General features: G+C 44.9%; 1 pseudogene. It reads right to left on the bottom strand.

The window, feature by feature from the left end:
- Positions 1-12: 12 nt before the first annotated feature.
- Positions 13-760: pseudogene (locus tag HLH16_RS14905) on the bottom strand (IS5 family transposase).
- Positions 761-816 lie beyond the last annotated feature (56 nt).

Raw genomic sequence — 816 nt, 5'->3', positions numbered from 1 at the left:
TAGGGCGTGTCATCAATTAAGCCATATCATGATTGAGGCAAGGTAGATCGCTGACAGGAAGTTTTGAGCCAATTTATCATAGCGCGTAGCAATACCTCGATACTGCTTGAGCTTGGCGAAGAAGTTCTCGATCAGATGTCTTGCCTTATAAAGATGTGGGTCATAATCACGCTGATCAATCGCGTTACTTTTGGACGGCATCACGATCTGACCATTGATCTCATGGATTGGATCAATCACCCGATCCTTGGAATTGTAGGCTTTATCCATGAGCCAAGTCTGACTTAACGATAAGTCCAGCAGCATATCAGCGCCATTTAAGTCATGAGCCTGCCCGGCAGTGAGATAAAATCCTGTTGGGTTGCCTAAAGCATCAGTACGGGCATGAATTTTGGTACTTAAGCCACCTTTACTGCGTCCGATCGCCTGTTCTTTTTTTTCCGGCACTGTGTTGATGAGCGCGCACAATGGTTGAGTCCAGCATGGCATATTCATTATCACTATTCTTTGCCAGTACTTCAAAAACTTTCTGCCATATGCCTGCTTTAGCCCAACGGCTAAAGCGAGTGTGCACGACTCTAAAATCCCCAAAGCGTTCTGGTAAGTCTCGCCACGGAATACCTGAACGATACCGATACAATACTGCTTCAACAAATAGCCTGTTGTCTTTGGCAGTTACTCCAACAGTACTCGCTCGTCCGGGCAACAGATCCTTAATCTGTTGCCACTGATCATCTCTTAATGCATAGCGTTTAGTCATGAAAAAATAATGAGGACAGATTAGATTTTCTCAAGCTAATTGATGACAGGCCCTAG

Source organism: Acinetobacter sp. ANC 5378 (assembly GCF_013004315.1).
In the GTDB taxonomy this organism is placed as follows: domain Bacteria; phylum Pseudomonadota; class Gammaproteobacteria; order Pseudomonadales; family Moraxellaceae; genus Acinetobacter.
The sequence above is the reverse complement of the archived record's forward strand: the minus strand, read 5'-3'. Positions and strand labels throughout refer to the sequence as shown.